Genomic DNA, 17,829 nt, shown 5'->3' on the forward strand with positions numbered 1-17,829 from the left:
ATGAAGTCCGCCAAGTCCAAGGCCCCGGCTCGTGTCGCGTTCGTCGGCGCCGGCCCCGGCGACCCGGGCCTGCTGACCCTGCGCGCGGTCGAGCTGCTGGCTGCCGCCGACGCGGTGGTCATCGACCAGGTCGCGCGTGAGGCGTTCCTCACCGGCCTGATCGGTGAGGACGTCGAGATCGTCGACGCCGGCCACGGCGAGACGGGTCAGGCCCTCACGACCGCCTCTCGCGCCAAGCTCGTGGTCCGCGCAGCCAAGAACGCCGGCGGCGAGGGCGACCACCTCGTCGTACGCCTGATGGACGGCGACCCGGCCACGTTCAACGGGCTCGCCGAGGAGGCGCTCGCCTGCCACAAGGCCGGTGTGCCGTTCGAGATCGTGCCCGGCGTCAGCGCCGTCGGCGCGGTGCCGGCGTACGCCGGTGTGCCGCTCACGACGTCGTCGTCGCGTGCCGTGCACGTCGTCCCCGCACGCGAGACCAAGGTCGACTGGAGCCGGTCGGTCGACAAGGACGTCACGGTCGTCGTGCTCGGTGCGCCCGACACGCTCGCGCCCGCCCTGGCCAACCTGCTCGACGCCGGTCGTGACCCCCAGACGCCGGTGGCGCTCACCGCGCAGGGCACCACGATCCAGCAGTCCACCCGCACGACCACGCTCGGTGAGGTCGAGGCGCTCCTCAAGCGCGGCGGCGTACCCTTCCCGACCCTGGCCGTCGTCGGCTCCTCGGTCGACCTGCGCGAGCAGCTCTCGTGGTGGGAGACCAAGCCGCTGTACGGCTGGAACATCCTGGTGCCGCGCACCAAGGACCAGGCGGGTTCGATGACCAAGCGCCTGGGCTCGTATGGCGCGTCCAGCGACATCGTCCCGACGATCAGCGTCGAGCCGCCGCGCACGCCGCAGCAGATGGAGCGCGCGGTCAAGGGCCTGGTCACGGGCCGCTACGAGTGGATCGGCTTCACCTCGCAGAACGCCGTGCGTGCGGTCCGCGAGAAGTTCGTCGAGTACGGCCTCGACGTCCGGGCGTTCGCCGGCCTCAAGATCGCCGCCGTCGGCGGGGTCACCGCTGACGCGCTGCGCGACTGGGGCCTGGAGCCCGACCTGGTGCCGAGCGGCGAGCAGTCCGCCCGCGGCCTGCTCGAGGACTGGCCCGACTTCGATGAGCTGGTCGACCCGATCAACCGGGTCTTCCTGCCTCGCGCCGACATCGCGACCGACACCCTGGTGGCCGGTCTGCAGGAGATCGGCTGGGAGGTCGACGACGTCACGGCCTACCGCACCGTGCGCGCTGCTCCGCCGGCGCCCGAGGTGCGTGAGGCGATCAAGACCGGCAAGTTCGACGCCGTCTGCTTCACCTCGTCCTCGACCGTACGCAACCTGGTCGGCATCGCCGGCAAGCCGCACGCCTCGACCGTCGTCGCCTGCATCGGGCCGGCCACCGCCAAGACGGCTGAGGAGCACGGCCTGCGGGTCGACGTCCTGGCCGCTGAGGCGTCCGCCGAGGCGCTCGTCGACGCGCTGGCCGACTTCGGTCGCGGGCTCATGCTCGAGGCGTCCGAGGCCGGTGAGCCGGTGCGTCGTCCGAGCGAGAAGAAGAAGGCAGGGTCGCGGCGGAAGGCCAAGGCATGACCGAGGACGGTCGTTCGCGACGTCGCCGTGAGGCGACGCCGTCCCTGAGCCTGCCGCAGCGTCCGCGTCGTCTGCGCCAGTCGCCCGCGCTGCGGCGACTGGTCGGCGAGACGAGGCTGCACCCGGCCGAGCTGGTGCTGCCGATGTTCGTCAAGGAAGGCATCGACGAGCCGGTCGAGATCCCCTCGATGCCCGGTGTCATGCAGCACACCCTCGACTCCCTCGAGGTCGCGGCGAAGGAGGCCGTCGAGGCCGGCGTCGGTGGGCTCATGCTCTTCGGAGTGCCCACCGACAAGGACGAGATCGGTTCTGGCGCAACGGATCCCGAGGGCATCCTCAATGTCGCGCTGCGTCGTCTGCGTGATGCGCTCGGCGACTCGACCGTCCTCATGGCCGACCTGTGCCTGGATGAGTTCACCTCGCACGGGCACTGCGGTGTGCTCGCCGAGGACGGCACCGTCGACAACGACGCGACGCTGCTGCGCTACGCCGAGATGGCCGTCGTGCAGGCGCAGTCGGGCGCCCACGTGGTCGGGCTCTCGGGGATGATGGACGGCCAGGTCGCCGTGTGTCGCGAGGCCCTCGACGCTGCCGGTCACACCGAGACGGTCGTGCTCGCGTACGCCGCGAAGTACACCTCCGCGCTCTACGGCCCGTTCCGCGACGCCGTGGAGTCGAGCCTCGAGGGCGACCGGTCGACGTACCAGCAGGATCCCGGCAACGCCGTCGAGGCCCTGCGCGAGGTGCGTCTCGACCTGGCCGAGGGTGCCGACATCGTGATGGTCAAGCCGGCCCTGCCCTACCTCGACGTGGTGTCGGCGGTGGCGGCCGAGTCCGACGTGCCGGTGGCGGCTTACCAGATCTCGGGTGAGATGGCGATGATCGAGGCGGCTGCGGCCAAGGGCTGGATCGACCGCGACCGGATGATCCACGAGGCGCTGACCTCGATCCGTCGCGCCGGTGCGCAGATCATCCTCAGCTACTACGCCGTCGAGGTCGCCCGGGCTCTGCGCGCCTGACGTTCTCGTCAGCGTTCGGTGGCGGCTCCGTGAAGGATCGGTGAAGTCAACCGCGCCCTGTCGCATCCGCAGCCTCGGTCTCGTTGGATGGTGACGACCGTTCCGACGACCACCCTGGGGTGCCCATGTCCGGCCCGAACGATCCGAACCTCTCTCGTCGCGGCCTCCTCGGCCTGGGCGCTGCTGCGGCCGCGGCACCGCTGCTCACCTCGGCCTCGTCGCCGGCCCAGGGCGCGCCTGTGCCGCGCGGCCTGTTCTCGCTCGGGGTGGCCTCGGGTGACCCGCTTCCGGACGGTTTCGTCCTGTGGACCCGTCTGGCACCCGAGCCGTTGGCGCCGGACGGCGCTGCAGGCATGCCGCCGCACTCGGTGCCGGTGCAGTGGCAGGTCGCGACCGACCCGTCGTTCCGATCGGTCGCCCGGCGAGGTACGACTGTCGCGACACCGCAGTGGAACCACTCGGTACACGTTGACGTGCAGGGTCTGCAGCCGGGCCGGGAGTACTGGTACCGCTTCCGCGCCGCGGGCCAGATCTCGACCGTCGGGCGAGCAGTCACGGCGCCCGCGGTCGGAGCCGCCGTGGGCGCGTTGTCCTTCGCGTTCGCGAGCTGTCAGAACTACCCGGAGGGCTACTTCACCGCGTTCGGTGACATAGCCCTCCAGGACCTCGACCTGATTGTGCACCTCGGCGACTACATCTACGAGGGCGCCGGCGCGAGCGCGATCGGACGGTCGCACCTGCCGACGCACGAGGTCTTCAGCCTGGCCGACTACCGCATCCGCCATACCCAGTACCGCACCGACCCCGATCTGCAGCTCGCGCACGCCCATGCACCGTGGATCGCGATCCTGGACGACCACGAGGTCGAGAACGACTGGGCCGGCGACATCTCCCAGCCTGACAACGAGCCCGACCAGGACCCGGTGGTCTTCCGGCAGCGGCGCGCGGCGGCGTACCAGGCGTACTGGGAGAACATGCCGATGCGGCGGGCCTCGCGCCCGAGCGGGCCCGAGATGCGACTGTTCCGCAGCTTCACCTACGGTGACCTGCTGCACCTGGACGTGCTGGACACCCGTCGCTACAGGGACGACCAGATCCTCGGCTGCGCCGAACCGTGTGACGCTCGGTGGGACCCGAACCGGCAGATGCTCGGCGAGCAGCAGGAGGCGTGGCTGCTCGACAGCCTCGGTCGGTCACAGGCCCGCTGGAACGTCCTGGGCAACCAGGTGTACATGAGCGACTCCGACCACACCGCGGGCCCGGGCGAGTCGTACAGCACTGACACGTGGGCCAACTACGCCGGTGCCCGGCAGCGTCTGTTCGCCGGGCTGCGCGACCGCGAGGTCGACAACTTCGTCGTCATCACGGGCGACGCGCATCGCAGTGTCGCGGGTGACCTGCTCGCGGACTTCCGCGACGACGCCTCGGCGGTCGTCGGCGCCGAGTTCCTCGGCACCTCGATCAGCTCGGGCGGCAATGGATCCGACCAGGACGCCCTCGGCAAGGTGTGGCTGGATGAGAACCCGTACATGAAGTTCCACAACAAGCAGCGCGGCTACCAGGTGTGTCGCCTCGACCACCGTGAGCTCGTCACGGAGTACCGGGTGATCGACCAGGTCACGCGTCCGGGAGGGACCGTGACGACGCGCGCGAAGGCGTATGTCGAGGCCGGTCGACCTGGTGTCGCGCAGATCGAGAGCTGACCTGCACGAGTAGGACAGCGCACCTCTTGCCGCTACCGTTGAACCGACGCGGAACGGCCGCGTCGGCCGATCGAGGAGTGACATGCGCAGCCCCCGTGCGGGTCGACTACGGGCGAGCGTTCTCGTCTGCGCGTTCGCCTCGGTCGTCGCCCTCGTGGCACACCCGAGCGCTCACGCCGACCGGCCCTCGGCGCCCGTGCTCACCGGCACCCCGCTCGTGGCCGGAGCCGCCGCCGCGCAGCTCGGCGCCACCGCCGCACCCACGGCCCAGGTGGTCGTCAGGTCCGCTGCCGTCTCCACCACCCAGGCCGTGGTCACCGTCGACACCGCTGGCTGGAAGCTCGCGACCGACGTGGTCCGGCTCCTGGCGGCCGACGGCACGCCGATCGCCGATGCCCACCTGACCCGCAGCGGCAAGGCGGTCATCCCGGTCACCGTCAAGCCGTCCGGCACGCGGCCCGTCGTCGTGACGTTCCCCGGTACGACGACACGACGCCCGGTGGTCGCGAGCACGGCGCCGGCGTTGCTCGCCACCTCCCAGTGGCGCGTCGTCAACAAGGTGACGCCGGCCGGCCCGTCGTACAAACCGCGTGAGCTGGTCGTCGGCTCCCGCGTTCAGATCGACCGCCGAGCCGCCGCCCCGCTCGCGGCCATGATCAAGGCCGCGGCCGCGGACAAGGCCGGTTTCTACGCCTCCAACGGCTATCGCGCGTACGGCTGGCAGCAGGGGCTCTACACCTCCTACGCCCGCCGCGACGGCGCCCTTGCAGCCGACTCCTACTCCGCCCGCCCGGGCTACAGCGAGCACCAGACCGGGCTGGCGTTCGACGCGAAGGCCATCGACAACCGGTGCTCGCTGCAGGCCTGCTTCGGTCGTACGCCGTCGGGCCGCTGGCTCGCGGCCCACGCCCCGGCGTACGGCTTCCTCGTGCGCTACACCCCGGTCAACTCGGTGATCACGGGCTACTCGCCCGAGCCGTGGCACCTGCGCTACGTCGGCACCTGGATGACCGCCTACCTCAAGGAGTCGGGCGAGACCTCGCTCGAGGAGGCACTCGGCCTGCCGGCAGCGCCCGACTACATCGGCCCCAACGCCTTCGCCGCCAACCCGTAAGACCGCGGGCAGCGGACACACGAAACGGGCGGGACATCGTGACGACGTCCCGCCCGTTCGGCGTACTGGGAGAGCGATCAGGCCTGGACGAGCTCGATCTCCAGGAAGATCTTGATCTTGTCGCTGACGACGGCGCCGCCGCCCTCGGTGACCGCGTTGAACTGCACGTTGAAGTCCTTGCGGTTGATCTCGGTGCTGGCCTCGAAGCCGGCGCGGGCGCCCATGTTGGGGTCGTTGACGAAGCCGCCGTACTCCAGGTCGAAGGTCACCGGCTTGGTGACGTCCTTGATGGTGAGCTCGCCCTCGAGCGCGTCCTCGGTGACCTTGGTCGAGCGGAAGGTCATCGTCGGGTAGGTCGGGACGTCGAAGAAGTCGTTGGTGCGCAGGTGGCCGTCACGCTGCTCCTGCTGGGTGTCGATGGACGCCATCTGGACGGTCGCGACGACGGACGACGACTCGAGGTCGTCGCCGATCCTGACGTCGCCCTCGAACTCGTTGAACTTGCCGCGAACCTTCGACACCATCAGGTGGCGGGCCACGAAGCCGACCGTACTGTGCGCCGCGTCGACGGTGTAGGCGCCGGGGGTGAGGTCCTTGAACGTGCTCATGAAGTTCTGCTCCTTCGGTTGGTTCGCCGTGAGTCCCACGGTAGCGACATGTGGTTGAACTTTCAACTGTTGGGAGTTATTCCGCCTCGGTATGCTCAACCTTGATGAGTACGCCGACTTCCGATCCCGAGTGGCTGACCGCCGACGAGCAACGGGCCTGGCGCGCCTATCTGCGCGCCAGCCGACAGCTGGAGGTGGCGCTCGATCGTGATCTGCAGGCGCACGGGCTCTCCCTCGCCGAGTACGAGATCATCTCCATGGTGTCCGAGGCCCCTGGTCGGCGGCTACGGATGAGCCACCTGGCGGACATGGTCGTGCAGTCGCGCAGCCGCATGACCCACACGGCCAAGCGTCTCGAGGCGCGCGGCTGGGTCGAGCGGGTGCCCGTCCTGGACGACCGGCGCGGCGTCGAGCTGGTCCTCACCGACGAGGGCTGGAACGCCCTCGACAAGGCCAGCCGGGTTCACGTCGAGGGCGTCCGGGCGCACCTGGTCTCGGTGCTCTCGCCCGAGGAGTTCCTGGCTCTGGGGTCGGCGATGGCGCGTGTCAGCGCAGGCCTCACCGGGCAGCCGGGCATCCCGATGAGCGCGCTCTAGGACCCCGGATTCTGCGCAGAGGGCCCCTCCTTGCGACAATGGAAGGCATGGCGTCCTCGTCCACTACCTCTCGTAGTACTTCGGCCTCCACGGCGCGCTCCGACGCGCTGATCGAGCACGCCCGCACGGTGACCCCGGGCGGCGTCAACTCTCCCGTCCGAGCGTTCCGTGCCGTCGGAGGTACGCCGCGCTTCATCGCCTCCGCGCAGGGCCCGTGGCTCACCGATGTCGACGGCAACCGCTACGTCGACCTGATCTGCTCGTGGGGTCCGATGATCCTCGGGCACCGCCACCCGGACGTCCTCGCCGCCGTCACGGCCGCTGCCGACAAGGGCTTCTCCTTCGGCACGCCCAGTGAGAACGAGGTCGCTCTCGCCACCGAGATCGTCGGCCGTATCGAGCCTGTCGAGCAGGTCCGCCTCGTCAGCTCCGGCACCGAGGCCACGATGAGCGCGCTCCGCCTCGCCCGCGGCGCGACCGGCCGATCCAAGGTCGTGAAGTTCGCCGGCTGCTACCACGGTCACGTCGACGCCCTGCTCGCCAGCGCGGGCAGCGGACTGGCGACGTTCGCGCTGCCCGACTCGGCCGGCGTACCCGCCTCCAGCGCGGGAGAGACGATCGTGCTCCCGTACAACGACGTCGCCGCGGTCGAGGCCGCGTTCGCCGAGCACGGCGACGAGATCGCGTGTGTCATCACCGAGGCCTCGCCCGGCAACATGGGCGTCGTTCCGCCGGCTCCCGGGTTCACGCAGGCGCTGCGCCGCATCACCCGCGAGCACGGTGCGCTGCTGATCAGCGACGAGGTCATGACCGGCTTCCGCTGCTCGGCGGCCGGCTGGTTCGGCCTCGAGGGCGTCGTGCCCGACCTGTTCACGTTCGGCAAGGTGATGGGCGGCGGCTTCCCGGCCGCGGCGTTCGGCGGTCGTGCCGACCTGATGGCGCAGCTGTCGCCCGACGGCCCGGTCTACCAGGCGGGCACGTTGTCCGGTAATCCCGTGGCGACCGCCGCCGGCCTGGCCACCCTGCAGGCGTGCACCCCCGAGGTCTACAGCCACCTCGACCAGGTCGCCCACACCATCGCCGACGCCGCGCACGACGCGCTGTCCGCAGCCGGTGTCGCCCACACGATCCAGTGGGCCGGCTCGATGTTCAGCGTGTTCTTCCGCGAGGGCGAGGTGCGCTCGTACGACGACGCGCAGGCCCAGGACACCGCGGCGTTCGGCCGCTTCTTCAACAGCATGCTCGACCAGGGCGTCCACCTGCCGCCGAGCGCGTTCGAGGCCTGGTTCGTCAGCGCGTCGCACGACGACGAGGCCGTCGAGGCGGTGCTGGCAGCGCTGCCCGCCGCTGCCAGGGCGGCTTCAGGAAGCGAAGGCACACTGTGACGATGCCCGACCCCGCGCCCTCCACCGAGCGCACCGTCGTCCACCTCGTCCGGCACGGCGAGGTCCACAACCCCGACAAGCTGCTCTACGGCCGCATGCCCGACTTCCACCTGTCCGAGCTGGGTCGCCGGATGGCCGACATGGCCGCCTCGTACCTGCGCGAGCGCGACATCACGCACCTGGTGTCGTCGCCGCTCGAGCGCGCGCAGGAGACCATGCAGCCGCTCGCCGAGGCCCTGGGCCAGGACGTCACGCTCGACGAGCGCGTCATCGAGGCCGGCAACGACTTCGAAGGACTGACGGTCGGCTCCAACCCCAAGCAGCTGCTGCACCCGCGCTTCTGGACCAAGCTGCGCGACCCGCTGCAGCCGTCGTGGGGTGAGCCGTACTCCGAGATCGCCGAGCGCATGAGCGCGGCCGTCGCCGACGCCCGCGACGCCGCCCGCGGTCACGAGGCCGTGATCGTGTCGCACCAGCTGCCCGTCTGGACCGCCCGTCGCCACTACGAAGGCGCTCGGCTGTGGCACGACCCGCGCAGCCGCGAGTGCTCGCTCGCGTCGGTCACCTCGGTCACGTTCGTCGGCGACGACGTCGTCTCGCTGTCGTACGCCGAGCCGGCCGCCCCGCTGCTCGCGCAGGCCTCGAAGGTGGTGGGCGCATGAACCACCCCACGGAGTTTCTCCACCGCTCCGCTCCTCCGATTACTCCGCGGGGACCCCGGATGAGCCGCCGCCTCGCCGCCGCAGGCGCCGCCGTCGCGCTCGGCCTCACCCTCACCGCGTGCGGTGACGACGCCAACTCCATCTCCAGCCAGGCCAAGCAGGGCGACAACAAGGGCTATGTCGCAGGCAACGGCCAGATCGAGTCGCTGGCCGTCGGCGACCGCAAGAAGCCGGTCAAGGTCTCCGGTACGACGCTCCAGGGCAAGCCGTGGACCCTCGCCTCCGCCAAGGGCCAGGTCGTCGTCCTCAACGTGTGGGGCTCGTGGTGCCCGCCGTGCCAGAAGGAGCTGCCGCACCTGCAGGACGCCTGGTCGTCGTACTCCTCGGCCAAGAAGCCCGTGCAGTTCGTCGGGCTGCTGCAGCGCGACTCGGTCGACTCCGCCAGCTCGACGCTGGCGAAGTTCAAGGTGACCTACCCCTCGCTCAAGGACGACGGCGGCAAGACGCTGCTCGGCCTGCAGGGCAAGGTCGTGACCACCCCGACGACCCTCGTCATCGACAAGCAGGGCCGCATCGCCGCGCGCATCTCGGGCGAGACGACCGCGACCACGCTGCGCAACCTGGTCGACCAGACCCTCGGCGAGCAGGCCTGATCGCATGATCCACACCGGCGCGGCCGAGACGGTCGCCAGTGGCAGCCTGCCGCTGGCGGTCCTGCTCGCGCTCGCTGCCGGCGTCGTGTCGTTCGCGTCGCCGTGCGTGCTGCCGCTCGTGCCCGGCTTCCTCGGCTACGTCACCGGCCTCACCGACGAGAAGCGCCGTACGCGCCTGGTCACCGGCGCCCTGCTGTTCGTCCTCGGGTTCACCGTCGTGTTCGTGTCGATCGCGTACGCCGCGGGGTCGGCTGCTGGGTTCCTGCGCGGCAACCACGAGCTGCTGATGCGCATCGGTGGGGCCGTCGTGATCCTGCTCGCGCTCGTCTACCTCGGCTTCATCGGCCAGCGCGGCCTGTCGATCCGCTGGCGGCCGGCCGCTGGTCTGGTCGGCGCGCCCGTGCTCGGCGCGGTCTTCGGGCTCGGCATGAGCCCGTGCATCGGACCGGTCCTCGGCTCGATCGTGTCGCTGTCGGCGTCGCTGTCCGATGACAGCGGCGACATCCGACGCGGCGTGCTGCTCGCAGCGATCTACTCCCTCGGCATGGGCCTGCCGTTCGTCCTGATCGCCGCCGGCTGGACCCGTGCCGAGAAGGCCTCCCGGTGGCTGCGCGATCATCACCGGCCGATCCAGGTCGTCGGCGGTGTCCTGATGCTGCTCGTCGGCGTGCTGATGGTCACCGGCCTGTGGGAGCACTTCACCGCCTGGCTCCAGACCCACCTCATCTCCGACTTCGAGACAGCTCTATGACGCCACCCGATGACCTGAAGTCCACCTACGCCGACACCGACGAGGACGGCGAGGGCGCCTCGGCGTCCGGTGCCCGACCGTCGTCCGGCAAGGACGGCGCGACGCTGCCCCAGCTCGGCTTCCTCGGCGGCCTGCGCTGGTTCTGGCGCCAGCTCACGAGCATGCGCACCGCGCTGTTCCTCCTGCTGCTGCTGGCGATCGCGGCGGTGCCCGGGTCGATCTGGCCGCAGCGCGGCATCAACGCGGTGCGGGTGTCCGACTACCTCGCCAAGCACGAGACGATCGGGCCCTGGCTCGACCGCTTCGGGTTCTTCGACGTCTACTCCTCGCCGTGGTTCGCAGCGATCTACCTGCTGCTCGTGGTGTCACTGCTCGGCTGCATCATCCCGCGCACCAAGATCCACTGGCAGGCGATGCGCGCCCAGCCCCCGAAGGCCCCGCGCAATCTCACCCGGCTGCCCGCCCACGGTCAGCGCACCTTCGACGCAGCGCCCGAGGACGTCCTCGACACAGCGCGAGAGGTGTTGCGCAGCAAGCGTTTTCGGCTGCGTACCGACCAGGAGGGCGCCGTCTCCGGTGAGGTCGGCGCGCTGCGCGAGACCGGCAACCTGGTCTTCCACATCTCGCTGGTGCTGGTGATCGTGTCGGTCGCGGCCGGTCACGTCTTCGGCTGGCGCGGTGACGTGATCGTGCCCGAGGGCGGCGACTTCGCGAGCACCGTCACGCAGTACGACACCATCGACCCCGGCCCGTGGGTCGACGTCTCCGAGATGTCGCCCTGGTCGCTGCACCTCGACAAGCTGCACGTGTCGTTCGAGGACGGCGTCCCGCCCGACAGCCCGCAGTTCGGCCAGCCGCGCGACTTCACCGCCGATGTCACCACCGGCGACGAGGACGGCAAGACCGCCCGGCAGCGGATCGCCGTCAACCACCCGATCTCCCAGGGCGGCGCCTCGGTCTACCTGCTCGGCAACGGCTACGCGCCGGTCATCACCGTGCGTGACAAGGCCGGCAAGGTCGTCTACCGCAAGGCCACGCCGTTCCTCCCGCAGGACAACACCTACAAGTCGGTCGGGGCCGTCAAGGTCACGGGTGCCGCGCCGAAGCAGCTCGGCTTCGCCGGGTTCTTCATCCCGAGCCTCGACTTCACCGAGGAGGAGGGCCCGGTGTCGACGTTCCCGGGTCTGCGTCGTCCGGCCCTGGTGCTCACGGCGTTCGAGGGCGACCTCTTTCCGGACGGCCGGCCGCAGTCGGTCTACACCCTCAACACCGCCAAGATGACCCAGCTCAAGAACACCGACGGCCAGCCGACACGACTGCTCGTCGAGCCCGGCAAGACCGTGCAGCTGCCGGGCGGTCGGGGCTCGGTCACCCTCGAGCAGAACGTCCCGCGCTGGGCCGGCCTCTCGGTCCGGTCCGACCCGGGCAAGATGCCCGCGCTGGCCGGTGCGCTCCTCGGCCTGCTCGGCCTCGTCATGTCGCTCACGCTGCGGCGACGCCGCGTGTTCGTCCGCGTCGCTCCTGCCGACTCGGGCGGCTCGTCGACGGCCACCGCCGACAGCACCGACCGACGTACTCTGGTCACCGTCGGTGGCCTCGCCAAGGGCGAGGACCCCCGACTCGCCGCGGCGCTCGAGGACATCCTCGAGGCCATCTCCACAAGGACAGGCAAACCCGCATGATCACCCAGCTGCTCACTCGCGAGACCAACACCGCGCTCGCCGACGCCTCGACCAACAGCCTCTACGCCTCGGCCGTCGTGCTGACCCTGGCGATGCTGGCCTTCGGGCTCGACCTCGCGCAGTCTCCCGCGCGCGCCGCACGCGAGGCCGCCCGTCGTACGCCGGCCGCACAGGAGTCCGCCGAGGGCGGCGGCTCGACCGCGGTGCTCACCCGCACCGAGGACGACGCGCCGGTCGAGCCCGAGAAGCGTCAGTGGGCCGGCATCGGCATGTCGTTGTCCTGGCTCGGAGCGCTGCTGCTGATCGCCTGTGTCGCGATGCGCGGTGCCGCCGTGCACCGCCCTCCGCTGGGCAACATGTACGAGTTCGCGATCGTGGGCGGCGCGTTCACGATCGTCGCCTACCTGCTGTGGGGGCTGCGCCGCGACGTGCGCTGGCTCGGCATCTTCATCGTCGGGCCCGTGCTGCTCGTCGAGATGCTCGCGGCCCTGGTGTTCTACACCGACGCCACCCAGCTGATGCCGTCGCTGAAGAGCTACTGGCTCTCGATCCACGTCACGGTCGCGACCCTGTCGATCGCGCTGTTCACCATCGGGTTCAGCCTGACGGTCCTGCACCTGATCCAGGAGCGGGTCGAGGCCGGCGAGACCGAGCGCTTCGCGTTCATGAAGGCCCTGCCCTCGTCCGAGCGGCTCGAGCGGCAGAGCTACGCCGTGCACATCATCGCGTTCCCGCTGTGGACCTTCACCCTGATCGCCGGCGCCATCTGGGCGCAGGAGGCCTGGGGCTCGTACTGGACCTGGGACCCCAAGGAGGTGTGGACCTTCGTCATCTGGGTGGTCTACGCCGCCTACCTCCACGCTCGCGTGACCGCGGGCTGGAGCAGCCGCCGGGCGTCGTACATCGTGCTCGCCGGGTTCGCCTGCATCATCGTCAACTACTGCGTGGTCAACGTGTTCTTCGTCGGCCAGCACTCGTACTCAGGAATGTGATGGCCCGCTACACCCTGCTTCGTCTGCTCATCTTCTTCGCGACGCTGATGATCCTGTGGCTCGTCGGCCTGCGCAGCTGGGCGCTGCTCGCCATCTCGGCGATCGTGTCGGCGATCATCTCGCTGGTCGCCCTGCAGGGCGTGCGTGAGCAGTTCGCCAGCCAGATCGACGCCAAGGTCAAGGCGCGTCAGGCCAAGGCCGAGGCCTACCGCACGGCCGAGGACGACGACGAGGAGTGACCCTCGCCCCGGTGGGCCGGCACGGGATACGTTCGACGGCGTGAGCGACTTCCCTGCGCTGCCCACCGGATTCACCATCGGCACGGCCACGGCGTCGTACCAGGTCGAGGGCGCCGTCGACGAGGACGGCCGGGGCCGGTCGGTGTGGGACACGTTCTGCGCCGAGCCCGGTCGCATCAAGAACGGTGAGACCGGCGAGACCGCCTGCGACCACTACCACCGGTACGCCGGCGACATCGCCCTGATGAAGGACGCCGGCTTCGACGCGTACCGCTTCTCGATCGCCTGGCCGCGGGTGCTGCCGACGGGTTCGGGTGAGGTCAACGCCGCGGGTCTCGACTTCTACGACCGCCTCGTCGATGAGCTCGTCGCCGCCGGCATCGCCCCGGCCGCAACGCTGTTCCACTGGGACCTGCCGCAGGCACTGCAGGACGCCGGAGGGTGGCAGTCACGCGAGACGGCGCTACGGCTCGCGGACTACGCGGCGATCGTCGGCGAGCGGCTCGGTGACCGGGTGCAGATGTGGATGCCGCTCAACGAGCCCATGGTCGTGACGATGCTCGGCTACGCGACCGGTCTGCACGCACCCGGCCTGCAGCTCGGCTTCGAAGCGTTGCCTGTCGCACACCACCTGCTGCTCGGTCACGGCCTGGCCGTGCAGGCCTTGCGCTCCGCCGGCTGCGACAGCGTCGGCATCGCCTCCAACCACGCCCCGACCTGGCCCGCGTCGTCGTCCGACGCCGACCGCGAGGCCGCCGATCTCTACGACGGGCTGGTCAACCGGCTCTTCGCCGACCCCGTGCTCACCGGCGCCTACCCGGAGGGCTTCGCCGAGGCGATGCCGGGGCCGGTCGACGATGACCTGCGCATCATCTCCACGCCACTCGACTGGTACGGCATCAACTGCTACGCGCCGTCGCTCGTCGGCGCTCCGGGCGGCTCACCCGACGGGCCGGCTGCGGTCGGGGGCGCGCCCGTGCCCGCAGGTCTGCCCTTCGAGCCTCGCCAGATCGCGGACCACCCGACGACCGACTTCGGCTGGCCGATCGTGCCGTCGGCCATGACCGAGATCCTGGTGACGTTCCACGAGCGGTACGGCGACGCGCTCCCGCCCGTCTACATCACGGAGTCCGGCTGCTCCTTCCACGACGTCGTGGCCGCCGACGGCGGGGTTCACGACGAGCGCCGGGTGGCGTACCACCGTGAGCACCTGGCGGCGGTGGCGACTGCGATCGACACCGGTGTCGACGTCCGCGGCTACTTCGTCTGGTCGCTGCTCGACAACTTCGAGTGGGCCGAGGGCTACACCGAGCGGTTCGGTCTGGTGCACGTCGACTTCGACAGCCAGGTGCGTACGCCGAAGGACTCCTACCGCTGGTTCCAGCAGCTCATCAAGGCCCGCCACCCCTGACCTCTCGCACGAATCTCGTCTGGTCGGCAGCGCATGCACTGCCGACCAGACGAGATTCGTGCACGACGGCGTCGAAGTATGTCTGTCCGGCAGTCCATGGAGTGCCGGACAGACGGTTTTCGTGAAGGGGCGGGAGGGTCAGGCGAGGCGGTAGGTGAGGTACAGGCCGAGCCCGAGCAGGACGCCGTACGCGAGCAGGAACATGCCCGTGCCGGCGAGCGCCGGGATCAGGTCGCGTCCCTTGCGGCCGGTGACGACCGTGCGGACGGGGACGACCGCAGCGAGCAGGGCGATCAGGCCGAGGTAGGCCCACTCGTAGGTCTGTGCGGCGATGACGACGCACGCCGCGGACGCGAGGACGAGGACGACGTACAGGACGCGCGTGGCAGGGTCGCCGAGGCGTACGGCGAGGGTGCGCTTGCCCGACTCGGTGTCGCCGGGGATGTCGCGCAGGTTGTTGGCGACGAGCACCGCGCACGCGATCGCGCCGACACCGCACGCGCTCGCCCACGAGGCGCCGTCGAGGTGCTTGGTCTGGGTGTAGGTCGTGCCGAGGACGGCGACGAGCCCGAAGAAGATGAACACGAACACCTCGCCGAGGCCGAGGTAGCCGTAAGGGTTCTTGCCGCCGGTGTACTTCCAGGCGGCGATGATCGCCAGGGCCCCGATGAGCAGCAGCCACGGGGTGTTCGAGAGTGTGATCAGGGTGAGCCCGGCCAGGCCGGCGACCCCGAACGCGAGGAACGCCGCGAGCTTGACGTTGCCGGGCTGAGCGAGGCGCTGGCCGACGAGTCGGACCGGCCCGACGCGGACGTCGTCGGTTCCGCGGATGCCGTCGGAGTAGTCGTTGGCGTAGTTGACCCCGACCTGCAGAGCGAGCGACACGACCAGGGCGAGCAGCGCGTACCCCGGGTTGGCGTCGCGCATCGCGTAGGCGAGCCCGGTGCCGACGGCCACGGGTGCGATCGCCGCCGGGAGGGTGCGCGGGCGGGCTCCCTGAACCCACTCCTGCAGGGTGGCCATAGGTGTACTCCTGGTGAGGTCGGACGAGCGAGGCGGGCGGAGGCCGCGGCGTCAGAGGCCGCGCAGGAAGTCGGGGTCGTCGTCCGGGCCGCGCGGACCCGAGGGTCGCGGCCGCTGGACGGGACGCCGGCGGCGTCGGCCGACGAGGATCCAGGCGATGGCGCCGAACGGCGGGGCGATCACGATGAGTGCGATCCAGACGAGCTTGGGCAGGTGCTGCTGCTCGGACTCATCGGTCTGGATGCAGTCGACGAGCGAGTAGACGACGACTCCGAGGACGAGCAGGGCGAGGACCACGCGAGCCATCATTGCCCTCTCTGTCGACCGGCCGGGCTAGAGATTCTGCCACCCGGTGTCGGCAGCCAGAGCAGCGCGGTCGGGCTTGCCGGGGCCGCGGGTGGGCAGCGCGTCGAGCACGAGCAGCCGCCGGGGGAGGGCGTGGGCCGGCAACGCGTCGCGCAGCCGGTCGCGTACCTGGCGCAGCGACGGGGTCGACCCACCGGCGGGTACGACGGCGAGACTGACCGCCTGCCCCCACTCGGCGTCCGGGGTGCCGACCGCCACGGCCTCGGCGATGTCGGCGAGGGAGACGGCCGCGTCCTCGACGACGCGCGGGGCGACCTTCAGCCCGCCGGTGGTGATGAGGTCGTCACGCCGGCCGAGCACGTGGAGGGTCCCGTCGTCGGCGAGCTCGCCCACGTCGTCGGTCCAGAACCGGCGCCGGCCGGTGTCGTCGACGTCGAAGGCGGCTGCTGTACGAGCGGGGTCACCGAGGTAGCACGCTGCGACGGTCGGTCCGCTCAGGCCGATGCGCCCGTCGTCGGCGATCGTGACCGTGGTGCCGTCGAGGGGGCGACCGGCGTAGACACACCCGCCTGCGGTCTCGCTCATGCCGTAGGTCGGGAGCACGGTGACGCCGGCGTCGGTCGCGCGCGCGAGCAGGGTCTGCGACGACGCGGCGCCACCGAGCAGGACCCCGTCGAACCGTTGCAGCGCCGCGGTGGCGTCGGGGTCGTCGAGCAGCCGTGTCAGCTGCGTCGGCACGAGCGCCGTGTATCGACGTGACGGCATCATCCATGCGACGGCGTCGGCGAAATCCGTTGCGGTGAAACCGTTCTCGAGGTTCATCAGCATCGCGTTGGCGCTGGTGACGAGAGAGCGGACGAGCACCTGGGTGCCGGCGATGTGATGAGCCGGCATCGGCAGCAGCCACTGCCCGGCTCCACCGAGGCGGGCGTGTGTGGCGTGGGCGCCGGCCTCGAGGTTGGCCCGCGTGAGCATCGCGCGCTTGGGCTCACCGGTCGACCCGGACGTGCTCATCACGAGCGCGAGGTCGTCGGGCAGGTCGGCGGCGTCGTACGAGACCCGCGGCTCCGGCGTACCCGCGGCGTAGGGGAGCAGGGCCGGGCCGCTGCCGTCGAAGACACGGGCCAGGGCTTCGAGGTACGCCGGGAGGCGGGCGGGGTCGACGGCGAACGGCTCGAGCTGGGGCACGGCTCTCACAGTACGAGCCGGGCCGGGTGCGCCCGCACGCCAGGTGAACAATGGCGACCATGACGCGTCCTCTCGCAGTGGTGACCGGTGCAAGCAGCGGGATCGGTCGGGCGAGTGCCCGACGCCTGGCCGCCGAGGGGTTCGAGGTGATCTGCGCGGCGCGGCGTACCGACCGCATCGAGGCGCTCGCCGCCGAGATCGACGGCCGCGCCGTCACCTGCGACGTCACGAAGGCGGACGACCTGGCCGCACTCGCGCGGGAGGTCGGCGACCGGCTCGACGTGCTCGTCGCCAACGCCGGTGGTGCGCTCGGCACCGAGCACGTCGTCGACGCCGATCTCGATGAGTGGCGCACGATGTACGAGACCAACGTCATCGGGGTGGCCGCCTCGGTCCAGGCGCTGATGCCCGCGCTGATCACGGGTGAGGGCGAGGTCATCGTGATCGGCTCGGTCGCCGGGCACGTGTCGTACGAAGGCGGCGGCGGCTACGTCGCGGCCAAGCACGCGGTGCGCGCGATGCTCGGGTCGCTGCGCCTGGAGATGTACGACCAGCCGGTGCGGATCTGCGAGATCGACCCGGGCATGGTCGAGTCGGACGAGTTCTCGCTGGTGCGCTTCCACGGCGATGCCGAGAAGGCCGCTGCGGTCTACGCCGGTGTGGTCGACCCGCTGCAGCAGGAGGACATCGCCGAGTGCGTCGCCTTCGTCGCGACCCGCCCCAAGCACGTCAACATCGACTCGATGGTGGTGCGACCGCGGTCGCAGCCCGCCCAGCACAAGGTGCACCGCCGCTCCAGCTGAGCTCCGGCCGAAGGCTCGGCGGTCCATCTGCCGAGACATAATTGGCGGTTATTTGACCGGTAATTTAC

The 17,829-nt window shown here is 70.5% G+C and carries 18 protein-coding genes; 14 read left to right on the plus strand and 4 right to left on the minus strand.

Annotated elements, in window-relative coordinates:
• The 4 genes from VV01_RS02225 (at position 1) to VV01_RS23175 (ending at position 5,462) form a co-directional block, all read left to right on the plus strand.
• Positions 1–1,626, plus strand: a complete 1,626-nt coding sequence (locus VV01_RS02225) for a bifunctional uroporphyrinogen-III C-methyltransferase/uroporphyrinogen-III synthase (RefSeq protein WP_050671665.1) — start codon at positions 1–3, stop codon at positions 1,624–1,626.
• Complete coding sequence (gene hemB / locus VV01_RS02230) at positions 1,623–2,645, plus strand: porphobilinogen synthase (protein ID WP_050668464.1); 1,023 nt, start codon at positions 1,623–1,625, stop codon at positions 2,643–2,645. The genes VV01_RS02225 and hemB overlap by 4 nt, the downstream gene beginning before the upstream one ends.
• A 125-nt stretch (positions 2,646–2,770) precedes the next feature.
• Entirely contained in the window at positions 2,771–4,348 is a 1,578-nt protein-coding gene (locus tag VV01_RS02235) for an alkaline phosphatase D family protein (protein ID WP_050668465.1), read from the plus strand.
• An 82-nt stretch (positions 4,349–4,430) separates the two neighbouring features.
• A complete protein-coding gene (locus VV01_RS23175; protein WP_050668466.1) occupies positions 4,431–5,462 on the plus strand; it encodes a M15 family metallopeptidase in 1,032 nt (343 codons plus the stop codon).
• Positions 5,463–5,539: 77 nt separating this feature from the next.
• Here the strand turns inward: VV01_RS23175 and VV01_RS02245 are convergent, their stop codons facing one another.
• The gene (locus VV01_RS02245) at positions 5,540–6,070 is read right to left on the minus strand and encodes a YceI family protein (RefSeq protein WP_050671666.1); all 531 of its coding nucleotides are present in this window, start codon (positions 6,068–6,070) and stop codon (positions 5,540–5,542) included.
• 104 nt (positions 6,071–6,174) lie between these two features.
• Between VV01_RS02245 and VV01_RS02250 the strand changes: the two genes are divergently transcribed.
• Genes VV01_RS02250 through VV01_RS02290 form a run of 9 tightly spaced genes read left to right on the plus strand, consistent with a single transcriptional unit; the run spans position 6,175 to position 14,441 of the window.
• Positions 6,175–6,666: a MarR family winged helix-turn-helix transcriptional regulator gene (locus VV01_RS02250; protein ID WP_050668467.1), complete on the plus strand. Its 492-nt coding sequence runs from the start codon at positions 6,175–6,177 to the stop codon at positions 6,664–6,666.
• A 47-nt stretch (positions 6,667–6,713) separates the two neighbouring features.
• Positions 6,714–8,051 (plus strand): glutamate-1-semialdehyde 2,1-aminomutase, encoded by a 1,338-nt coding sequence (gene hemL / locus VV01_RS02255; protein WP_050668468.1) that lies wholly within the window; start codon positions 6,714–6,716, stop codon positions 8,049–8,051.
• A 2-nt stretch (positions 8,052–8,053) separates the two neighbouring features.
• On the plus strand, positions 8,054–8,713 hold the full coding sequence (locus VV01_RS02260; RefSeq protein ID WP_050671667.1) for a histidine phosphatase family protein: 660 nt from the start codon (positions 8,054–8,056) through the stop codon (positions 8,711–8,713).
• A 59-nt stretch (positions 8,714–8,772) separates the two neighbouring features.
• Positions 8,773–9,366, plus strand: a complete 594-nt coding sequence (locus VV01_RS02265; RefSeq protein WP_050668469.1) for a TlpA family protein disulfide reductase — start codon at positions 8,773–8,775, stop codon at positions 9,364–9,366.
• Between the two features lie 4 nt (positions 9,367–9,370).
• Positions 9,371–10,117 carry a cytochrome c biogenesis CcdA family protein gene (locus VV01_RS02270; RefSeq protein ID WP_050668470.1) on the plus strand — a complete coding sequence of 249 codons (747 nt, stop codon included), beginning with the start codon at positions 9,371–9,373 and terminating at the stop codon, positions 10,115–10,117.
• Positions 10,114–11,799: a cytochrome c biogenesis protein ResB gene (resB, locus tag VV01_RS02275; protein ID WP_082220793.1), complete on the plus strand. Its 1,686-nt coding sequence runs from the start codon at positions 10,114–10,116 to the stop codon at positions 11,797–11,799. The genes VV01_RS02270 and resB overlap by 4 nt, the downstream gene beginning before the upstream one ends.
• On the plus strand, positions 11,796–12,791 hold the full coding sequence (ccsB, locus tag VV01_RS02280; RefSeq protein ID WP_050668471.1) for a c-type cytochrome biogenesis protein CcsB: 996 nt from the start codon (positions 11,796–11,798) through the stop codon (positions 12,789–12,791). Before resB ends, ccsB begins: the two co-directional genes overlap by 4 nt.
• A complete protein-coding gene (locus VV01_RS02285) occupies positions 12,791–13,030 on the plus strand; it encodes a DUF4229 domain-containing protein (RefSeq protein WP_071606263.1) in 240 nt (79 codons plus the stop codon). The genes ccsB and VV01_RS02285 overlap by 1 nt, the downstream gene beginning before the upstream one ends.
• Before the next feature lie 40 nt (positions 13,031–13,070).
• The gene (locus VV01_RS02290) at positions 13,071–14,441 is read left to right on the plus strand and encodes a GH1 family beta-glucosidase (protein ID WP_050668472.1); all 1,371 of its coding nucleotides are present in this window, start codon (positions 13,071–13,073) and stop codon (positions 14,439–14,441) included.
• Between the two features lie 138 nt (positions 14,442–14,579).
• Here VV01_RS02290 and VV01_RS02295 read toward each other — a convergent pair whose 3' ends face one another.
• Genes VV01_RS02295 through menE form a run of 3 tightly spaced genes read right to left on the minus strand, consistent with a single transcriptional unit; the run spans position 14,580 to position 16,958 of the window.
• On the minus strand, positions 14,580–15,464 hold the full coding sequence (locus VV01_RS02295; RefSeq protein ID WP_050668473.1) for a 1,4-dihydroxy-2-naphthoate polyprenyltransferase: 885 nt from the start codon (positions 15,462–15,464) through the stop codon (positions 14,580–14,582).
• A 51-nt stretch (positions 15,465–15,515) separates the two neighbouring features.
• On the minus strand, positions 15,516–15,770 hold the full coding sequence (locus tag VV01_RS02300) for a PLD nuclease N-terminal domain-containing protein (protein ID WP_050671669.1): 255 nt from the start codon (positions 15,768–15,770) through the stop codon (positions 15,516–15,518).
• A gap of 27 nt (positions 15,771–15,797) precedes the next feature.
• Complete coding sequence (gene menE / locus VV01_RS02305; RefSeq protein WP_050668474.1) at positions 15,798–16,958, minus strand: o-succinylbenzoate--CoA ligase; 1,161 nt, start codon at positions 16,956–16,958, stop codon at positions 15,798–15,800.
• 59 nt (positions 16,959–17,017) lie between these two features.
• On the opposite strand from menE, the gene VV01_RS02310 reads away from it, so the two are divergent.
• Complete coding sequence (locus tag VV01_RS02310; RefSeq protein WP_050671670.1) at positions 17,018–17,761, plus strand: SDR family NAD(P)-dependent oxidoreductase; 744 nt, start codon at positions 17,018–17,020, stop codon at positions 17,759–17,761.
• Positions 17,762–17,829 lie beyond the last annotated feature (68 nt).

This window comes from Luteipulveratus halotolerans (assembly GCF_001247745.1).
In the GTDB taxonomy this organism is placed as follows: Bacteria; Actinomycetota; Actinomycetes; order Actinomycetales; family Dermatophilaceae; genus Luteipulveratus; species Luteipulveratus halotolerans.

Excerpts from the sequence above, each read along its gene's own strand:
- VV01_RS02250 (WP_050668467.1), top strand. The coding sequence starts at position 6,175 with ATGAGTACGCCGACTTCCGATCCCGAGTGGCTGACCGCCGACGAGCAA.
- VV01_RS02270 (WP_050668470.1), top strand. The coding sequence starts at position 9,371 with ATGATCCACACCGGCGCGGCCGAGACGGTCGCCAGTGGCAGCCTGCCG.
- VV01_RS02300 (WP_050671669.1), bottom strand. The coding sequence starts at position 15,770 with ATGGCTCGCGTGGTCCTCGCCCTGCTCGTCCTCGGAGTCGTCGTCTAC.
- VV01_RS02225 (WP_050671665.1), top strand. The coding sequence starts at position 1 with ATGAAGTCCGCCAAGTCCAAGGCCCCGGCTCGTGTCGCGTTCGTCGGC.
- VV01_RS02235 (WP_050668465.1), top strand. The coding sequence starts at position 2,771 with ATGTCCGGCCCGAACGATCCGAACCTCTCTCGTCGCGGCCTCCTCGGC.
- VV01_RS02265 (WP_050668469.1), top strand. The coding sequence starts at position 8,773 with ATGAGCCGCCGCCTCGCCGCCGCAGGCGCCGCCGTCGCGCTCGGCCTC.
- hemB (WP_050668464.1), top strand. The coding sequence starts at position 1,623 with ATGACCGAGGACGGTCGTTCGCGACGTCGCCGTGAGGCGACGCCGTCC.
- VV01_RS02245 (WP_050671666.1), bottom strand. The coding sequence starts at position 6,070 with ATGAGCACGTTCAAGGACCTCACCCCCGGCGCCTACACCGTCGACGCG.
- VV01_RS02295 (WP_050668473.1), bottom strand. The coding sequence starts at position 15,464 with ATGGCCACCCTGCAGGAGTGGGTTCAGGGAGCCCGCCCGCGCACCCTC.
- hemL (WP_050668468.1), top strand. The coding sequence starts at position 6,714 with ATGGCGTCCTCGTCCACTACCTCTCGTAGTACTTCGGCCTCCACGGCG.
- ccsB (WP_050668471.1), top strand. The coding sequence starts at position 11,796 with ATGATCACCCAGCTGCTCACTCGCGAGACCAACACCGCGCTCGCCGAC.
- VV01_RS23175 (WP_050668466.1), top strand. The coding sequence starts at position 4,431 with ATGCGCAGCCCCCGTGCGGGTCGACTACGGGCGAGCGTTCTCGTCTGC.
- VV01_RS02285 (WP_071606263.1), top strand. The coding sequence starts at position 12,791 with ATGGCCCGCTACACCCTGCTTCGTCTGCTCATCTTCTTCGCGACGCTG.
- resB (WP_082220793.1), top strand. The coding sequence starts at position 10,114 with ATGACGCCACCCGATGACCTGAAGTCCACCTACGCCGACACCGACGAG.
- VV01_RS02310 (WP_050671670.1), top strand. The coding sequence starts at position 17,018 with ATGACGCGTCCTCTCGCAGTGGTGACCGGTGCAAGCAGCGGGATCGGT.
- VV01_RS02260 (WP_050671667.1), top strand. The coding sequence starts at position 8,054 with ATGCCCGACCCCGCGCCCTCCACCGAGCGCACCGTCGTCCACCTCGTC.